The 6,495-nt window shown below is 28.2% G+C and carries 9 protein-coding genes; 3 read left to right on the top strand and 6 right to left on the bottom strand.

Annotated elements, in window-relative coordinates:
• The 3 genes from ACH2BO_RS11835 to ACH2BO_RS11825 all read right to left on the bottom strand — a co-directional run.
• Positions 1–1,511, bottom strand: a 1,511-nt coding sequence (locus ACH2BO_RS11835; RefSeq protein ID WP_395044942.1) for a M20/M25/M40 family metallo-hydrolase, incomplete at its 3' end; no start/stop codon positions are given.
• 85 nt (positions 1,512–1,596) lie between these two features.
• On the bottom strand, positions 1,597–1,947 hold the full coding sequence (locus ACH2BO_RS11830) for a hypothetical protein (RefSeq protein WP_395044941.1): 351 nt from the start codon (positions 1,945–1,947) through the stop codon (positions 1,597–1,599).
• A gap of 13 nt (positions 1,948–1,960) precedes the next feature.
• Positions 1,961–2,503 (bottom strand): YfiT family bacillithiol transferase, encoded by a 543-nt coding sequence (locus ACH2BO_RS11825; RefSeq protein ID WP_395044940.1) that lies wholly within the window; start codon positions 2,501–2,503, stop codon positions 1,961–1,963.
• 284 nt (positions 2,504–2,787) lie between these two features.
• Here ACH2BO_RS11825 and ACH2BO_RS11820 point away from each other — a divergent pair, with 284 nt between their 5' ends.
• The 3 genes from ACH2BO_RS11820 to ACH2BO_RS11810 all read left to right on the top strand — a co-directional run bounded on the left by ACH2BO_RS11820 (position 2,788) and on the right by ACH2BO_RS11810 (position 4,193).
• Positions 2,788–3,120, top strand: a complete 333-nt coding sequence (locus tag ACH2BO_RS11820) for a single-stranded DNA-binding protein (protein ID WP_395044939.1) — start codon at positions 2,788–2,790, stop codon at positions 3,118–3,120.
• An 11-nt stretch (positions 3,121–3,131) separates the two neighbouring features.
• Positions 3,132–3,563: an HRDC domain-containing protein gene (locus ACH2BO_RS11815; protein WP_395044938.1), complete on the top strand. Its 432-nt coding sequence runs from the start codon at positions 3,132–3,134 to the stop codon at positions 3,561–3,563.
• 192 nt (positions 3,564–3,755) lie between these two features.
• Complete coding sequence (locus ACH2BO_RS11810; protein ID WP_395044937.1) at positions 3,756–4,193, top strand: hypothetical protein; 438 nt, start codon at positions 3,756–3,758, stop codon at positions 4,191–4,193.
• On the opposite strand, the gene ACH2BO_RS11805 is transcribed toward ACH2BO_RS11810, so the two are convergent.
• The 3 genes from ACH2BO_RS11805 to ACH2BO_RS11795 form a co-directional block, all read right to left on the bottom strand.
• Positions 4,186–4,812, bottom strand: coding sequence for a CatA-like O-acetyltransferase (locus ACH2BO_RS11805; RefSeq protein WP_395044936.1), 627 nt, complete (start codon positions 4,810–4,812; stop codon positions 4,186–4,188). The genes ACH2BO_RS11810 and ACH2BO_RS11805 overlap by 8 nt on opposite strands.
• A gap of 262 nt (positions 4,813–5,074) precedes the next feature.
• Positions 5,075–5,764, bottom strand: a complete 690-nt coding sequence (locus tag ACH2BO_RS11800) for an HAD family hydrolase (RefSeq protein ID WP_395044935.1) — start codon at positions 5,762–5,764, stop codon at positions 5,075–5,077.
• A gap of 6 nt (positions 5,765–5,770) precedes the next feature.
• Positions 5,771–6,495: hypothetical protein (locus ACH2BO_RS11795; RefSeq protein WP_395044934.1), on the bottom strand; the 725-nt coding region annotated here is incomplete at its 5' end.

Raw genomic sequence — 6,495 nt, 5'->3', positions numbered from 1 at the left:
AATCCAACCGGAAACATTTCAATAAACGGTGCTAAAATAATTAATGTTGGAATTGCAAATAGGAGGTTTAAAAACAAACTTGACTTTTGAGTAACGACAAAATATCCTAACATAAAAATAGAAGATATTACTGGAATTATTATAAAACTCGCACCTTCTAGCTTAAAGAAAATTGCAACATTTATCAATAACCAAATAAATAAAGGTGCAATAATTTGACTCATTTCTAGATTTCGTTTCCCATCGTTTTTATAAAACAAGAAGCAAATTGCTATTGATAAACTAACAAATCCGTAAATATAATAATGACCATTATAAGTAAAACCATGAAGAATGTCATTGTATTGTGGGTAGAAATTTAAAATTATTTTCCAACCAAAAAATGTTATCAATCCAGAAATTATCAATGAACCAAAAAACGGTAGAAAACCTTTAAATATATCTTCTAGTTTTAAAAGCTGTTTTCCTAAACCAACAAACACAAAAATAAAAAACAAACCAAATGCAATTATCAAAATTGGTAAAATATATCCAAATGGATAACTAATAAACGAAAACGGAACACTAAAATACACTTTGTCTTCATTAGAATTTAAGTTGTTTAAATTTGCATTAGAAAAATAATTCATTAACGGAAACAAATATGTTCCTTGATGTGCCAATGTTTTTGGATCTAAATTTCTATAAGAATCTTGAGCAGTATGGTAATTGTAATGACTATCAATAAAGGCAAAATTGAATCCTTGAATTTTAGCATTTTCTCTAAAAACTGTTAAGTCAGTATCATTTGGCAACATTTTATAAATACTATACATCAAGGAATTAGACACAGGAAATTTTACGTTTCCTTTGCTAAAAGCATTTACCATTTGGGCATTTCCTTTATTGGTTTCCATCAACATATAACTTGGACCCGATGAACCTCTAGCTTCAAAATTTAATGCTAATCCTATTTCTTTTGCCCATTTATGTTGTGTTACAAAAAGCGCTGCACCGTTTAAACCTAATTCTTCTGCATCTGTAAAAAGAATAATAATATCGTTTTTATGTTTGGTTTTAGAATATAAAAAAGCACGAACACTTTCTAGAATTGTGGCAACTCCAGATGCATCGTCACTTGCTCCAAGCGAGTAAGAATGTGGAGCCGAATCATAATGAGATAGTAACAATAAAGCTTTAGAATTGGCCGTACCATCAATGCGGGCCAAAATATTTTTAGATTTTACCAATGTTCCTTTTTCGGTCATTGTAAATCCTTCATGAAGCGAAATTTCTAAGCCCAAGTTGTTCAATTCTTTTAATAAATAGTTTACAACAAATTCATGATTCTGGGAACCAACATAATGTGGCCTTGCAGAAATTGCCTTGACTTTTTCTAAAGCACGTTTTGTAGAAAATTCAGAAAGTGGCGCTTCGGTTGAATCATAATTTTGTGGCATCATAAAGTAAAAAATGCCAAATAAAAACACAACAAGAATAAAGATTGATAGTGTAGCGTAGTTTTTTTTCATTTATGCTAAATTTATTTCAGTATCTTCCGATAATGAATTTATTATTATATATCTTTTAATTTCGTACTTCGTATTTTGTGCTTTTCTAATATTCTTTTTTTACCAACATATAAAAATCATTATCAAGAAATCTATAACCTTGGTCATAAATAAAATGATAGGTGTTTCCAGTATTTGTAGTTAAAACATTGGTCATATATTCAAAGTCGAAACCTTTACTCAGCAATTTAGTTTTAGTAGTTTTACCTTTTCCTTCGGGATTTAATTCTACCAAAATTCTATAATTTTTACGCAATTTGTTGTTCACATTTCGCATATAATTAGTGCTGTCTTTGTTTATTTTATTGTTGTAGGCATTGCGGCAACCATCGCTACAGAATTTTTTATCCTCGCGACCAACAATTTTTTCGTTACATTCTAAACAGTTTTTACTCATAGTTTGTGTGTTTTTAAAAATTCTTTTTATAAAAAAGTGCTTGTTCAATATGCGCTAAATGATGCTTACTATGCCAAGTATAAAAAGCTATAATTTCGTCTAATTGTGATGTTTTTTTGTTTTCTGGATGATAAAATGTTCGTTTCCAATCTGCCATAGATAACGATTTTAATAAAAGCGACCATTTATAATGTAATCCATCAATTATCTTTAAAGAACCCAAAACATCATTATCATTTCCATCAATTTGTAATGCCCATTTTGCCTCATCATAAGGTTTTATTGTTGGGTTTTCCTCTGTCAATGCAAGTTTAAATCTAACAAAACTATTAATATGACTATCAGCACAATGATGAACAACTTGTTTAATATTCCAACCATTTGGTCTATAAATCCAATTTAATTCTTCAACTGAAAGTAATTCTAAATTTGATTTTAACTTGTTAGGAAAATCTTCAATAACTCCAATAAATTGTTCAATATCTTTGAATTCTATTACATCAGGATTTACAAATTCTCCAATTGGAAACTTTAATTTTTCTAAATCTATACTCATTATTTTGTGTTTTTTAGAAAATAAATTGAATCAATTCTTTTTTTACAATTCTTTTAAAATCAATCAAATATACAATTAATTTTCCAATTACAAACGCTTACAAACATTTACAACCGAAAGTAAGTGGTTATGTACCGAATAAAGTTTGGTTCTCATCACAACTTTGCATCGTCGAAATGAAACAAAACAATTATATCATCAATTGCAAATTTCAATAAGACATAACATAAAAATAATATTTACTAACGAATCTGAAACAAGTTCAGATTAAAAATTTAAACGCCATGAACACATTAAAAAACAGAGTACAATTGATCGGTCATGTAGGACAAGAACCAGAAATTAAAAACCTTGAAGGAGGAAAAAAAGTTGTAAACCTTTCACTTGCAACTAATGAAGTTTATTATAAAGAAAACGGAGATAAAGTTGAAAATACAGAATGGCACAGAGTATCTGCTTGGGGAAAAGTAGCCGACATCATTGAAAAATATGTAATAAAAGGAAAAGAAATTGCAATTGAAGGCAAACTAACTACAAGAAGCTACGATGATAAAAACGGAGAAAAACGTTATGTTACAGAAATTGTAGCAAGTGAAGTTCTTTTATTAGGTAAATAAATTTTAATAAAATGCAAGTAAAATTATTCAACATAAGGTTAGATTCTAAAAATTTAGAAATTGACCAAAACAGTTTAAATGATTTTTTAGAAACCATTAATTTTAAAAAATCTGACACTCATTTTATTGAATCTGAAAGCAATTACTGGTCGGTTTTGGTTCATTATGAAGAACAAGTTGAAAGCAAAGTTGATGAACCAATTCAACTTCATAATTTGTCAGATAATGAACAAAATGTCTATAACAATTTAAAAAATTGGCGAAGTGAAAAAGCAGAACAATTAGGGTTGAAAAATTTTATGATTTGCCATAATTCAGAATTAATTAATATTGCCATTACAAAACCAAATTCTATTTCTGAGTTGAAAAAAATAAAAGGATTTGGAAATTTAAAATCCGAAAAATTTGGTGATGATATCATTTCACTTTTAAATGCTGTATAAATAATTTTTTTTAAATAATTGAAAGCGATTGTGTTAACCTACAATCGTTTTTTTTTTGTTTATAAAGTAAAAGTTGTGCTACTATACTAAATAAGTTTTTAACACGAAAACGTTTTCGTTAAATATTAAATTAGCAACTGTCAATTATAATAGTATCTTTATTAAGTTATCATTAACAAATTAACTTTTAAAATGAAATTATCTTTAAAAATTCTAATTTTATCTTTATATTTCTCTATGTTTCATAGTGTGTTTGCACAAGTTGGAATTAACACGACACTTCCACTAAGTACTTTAGACATTAACGGAAATTTATCTGTAAAAACGGTAACTTTAATAGGTAGTTCTACAGCAACAAACATTTCAGATGGGGTTTATATTTCGGTAAATCCGCAACTTACGGATCAAGAATTTATGCTTCCAAGCCCAATAACCTTTCCTGGAAGAATTTATATTGTTAGAAACATTTCTAATACAGTAACTGCCAAATTAACAACTTCAGCGGGTCAATTTTTCTTTAAACATACTACTTCTGGAGGAACAGGAGCAATTTATATGTATGAAGGTGTTGGCAATAATAGAACTTTAATAATTACTAGTGATGGTTTAAACTGGACTGTTTTTAATTAGCATCCATCAATTCCTGAAAACATTTTAGAAATTCTCCAAGATGAATTCCGTCAATCAATCCGTGATGAACATGAATTGACATTGCCATTGTTTTTTTGCCATTTTCATCCATTATTTTGCCAAAAGAAATTTTAGGACAACTATCTGGCCAAGAATAACTTCTTGCATGAGAAAAGGAAGTGAAATTTATCCAAGGCAAAGCTGAAAAATGTATTAAATTTTCTGGATATTCTCTTGTAAATAGTCCGGTTGTGGCTTGAATTCTAGTTATTTCTTTTTTGGTAATTTCTGCAAATTCATTAATGTTATTTGAATATTCAATTAGTGAAAATCCAAATGTTTTATCTTCTCTAAGTATTGTTGCTGAAGCGTCTATTCTATCAAAAACATATACTTCATTATCAATTATTCTATAACGAAAATTTTCAATTTCATTAACAGCTTGAAGTGTTTTATGCAAATAATAAGTAAAAAAAGAAATTTCTAATTCTTTAGATTTGGAATATGCCTTAGTACAATCTATAATTGTTGTTATACCAAAAAAAGGTTCTTCCATTTGTTTAAAAAACAAGAAGTGTTCTTTTCTATTCCAAGTTTCGAGGTTTAATTTTTCTTTCATTTTTTAACTTTAAAATAAATTAAAGCATTTAGTTTTTATGTAGATTTCCAATTCACTATTGTTTTTTCTTTAAACTATTAAGAGAGTTAAGGTTCATCAAGATTTTTTCTGAAATGGTTTAAATCTATTAATTTATTGTGTTTACTTCAAAAATAATTATTAATTTTTTCATTAAACCATTAAGAGAGTTAAGGTTCATTAAGCTTTTTTTCTGAAATGGTTTAAATCACTTAATAGTTTAATTTTTTTTTTGTTTTAAAAATTATTTAAGTAGCAAAGGTAAAACATCTGTAATTTTATCAAAGGAATAAAAATTATGATGTTCAACTTTGTGACTAATTTTTTCGTGTTCCCAAGTAGTATGAAACGGAATATGAACAGCGTAACCACCAATTGCTAAAACTGGCAAAACATCAGATTTTAATGAATTTCCTATCATAAAAAACTCTGAAGGCTGAATTTCTAATCTCGTTAAAAGTTTTTCATAATTAATTTCTTGCTTGTCTGCCATCACTTCAATATGATGAAAATAATGACCTAAACCAGATCGATGTAACTTGCTTTGTTGGTCTTTTAAATCGCCTTTGGTAGCCACAATTAATTTGTATTTTCCTTTTAACTCCTTCAATGTATCTTCTACACCATCAAGTAATTCTATAGGTTTTTGCAGTAATTCTTTTCCGTAAACAATAATTTTTTCTATAATTTCTAAAGAAATTGTATTGTTAGAAATTTTCATTGCAGCTTCAATCATCGACAAAATGTAACCTTTAATTCCGTAACCATACAAATCTAAATTGGCGATTTCGGTTTTAAAAAGTTCTTGCGACAATCCTTGATTGGATAAATAATCGCTCATTAAAGCACAAAATTTTTGCTCAGTTTCTTGAAAATAAGGTTCGTTTACGAATAAAGTGTCGTCTGCGTCAAATGCTATTACTTTTAGGTTCATAGGTTATTAATTATAAAATGTGTCTTCTTTACAATTAATAGGATTGTTTTCAATATAATTTTGAATTTTTTCAAATGATTCAGAATTCCGAATTATGTGATCGTGAAATTTTGATTGCCATCCAAAATTAGAATTAATAAAACGTGAATTTTTAGAAACAACCGATTTATAGGATCGAATTATTGTGGAAATCGAACCAGATTTCGGTGAAATTTTTGATAGAAATCCACTCGTAGATGCGTTGCACTGCAACGTATCAATTTGATTAATATCCAAATGATGAATATCATTATTGTTTTCAGATACGTTTCTATGCAACGCATTTACATCAGATACGTTGCCATGCAACGCATTTACATTAGATACGTTGCTATGCAACGCATTTACATCAGATACGTTTCTATGCAACGCATTTACATCAGATACGTTGCCATGCAACGCATTTACATCAGATACTTCGCAATGTAACGCATCCACAACCAAATTATTAATTATCAAAATCCCATGCATGTGATTTGGCATTATTTGAAAATTCCCCAATTCAACATTTAGAAAATGTTTTGGTATTTCAGCCCAAAAATTATTTGCCAATAATCCAATTTCATTTAACACCATTTCCTTATTAACAATTCTTCCGAAAAAATGTTTTCTATTCTTGGTACAAATTGTAATAAAATAGGCACCATTATTTCGGTAATCCCAATTTTTTAAACGTCTAGATTCAATTCTAT

It is taken from the genome of Flavobacterium sp., from assembly GCF_043773265.1.
In the GTDB taxonomy this organism is placed as follows: domain Bacteria; phylum Bacteroidota; class Bacteroidia; order Flavobacteriales; family Flavobacteriaceae; genus Flavobacterium.
This window is presented reverse-complemented; position numbering and strand designations above follow the sequence as displayed.

Bases quoted from the DNA above. Each gene is read 5' to 3' on its own strand.
- ACH2BO_RS11830 (WP_395044941.1), bottom strand. From the start codon at position 1,947: ATGAGTAAAAACTGTTTAGAATGTAACGAAAAAATTGTTGGTCGCGAG.
- ACH2BO_RS11825 (WP_395044940.1), bottom strand. From the start codon at position 2,503: ATGAGTATAGATTTAGAAAAATTAAAGTTTCCAATTGGAGAATTTGTA.
- ACH2BO_RS11820 (WP_395044939.1), top strand. From the start codon at position 2,788: ATGAACACATTAAAAAACAGAGTACAATTGATCGGTCATGTAGGACAA.
- ACH2BO_RS11815 (WP_395044938.1), top strand. From the start codon at position 3,132: ATGCAAGTAAAATTATTCAACATAAGGTTAGATTCTAAAAATTTAGAA.
- ACH2BO_RS11810 (WP_395044937.1), top strand. From the start codon at position 3,756: ATGAAATTATCTTTAAAAATTCTAATTTTATCTTTATATTTCTCTATG.
- ACH2BO_RS11805 (WP_395044936.1), bottom strand. From the start codon at position 4,812: ATGAAAGAAAAATTAAACCTCGAAACTTGGAATAGAAAAGAACACTTC.
- ACH2BO_RS11800 (WP_395044935.1), bottom strand. From the start codon at position 5,764: ATGAACCTAAAAGTAATAGCATTTGACGCAGACGACACTTTATTCGTA.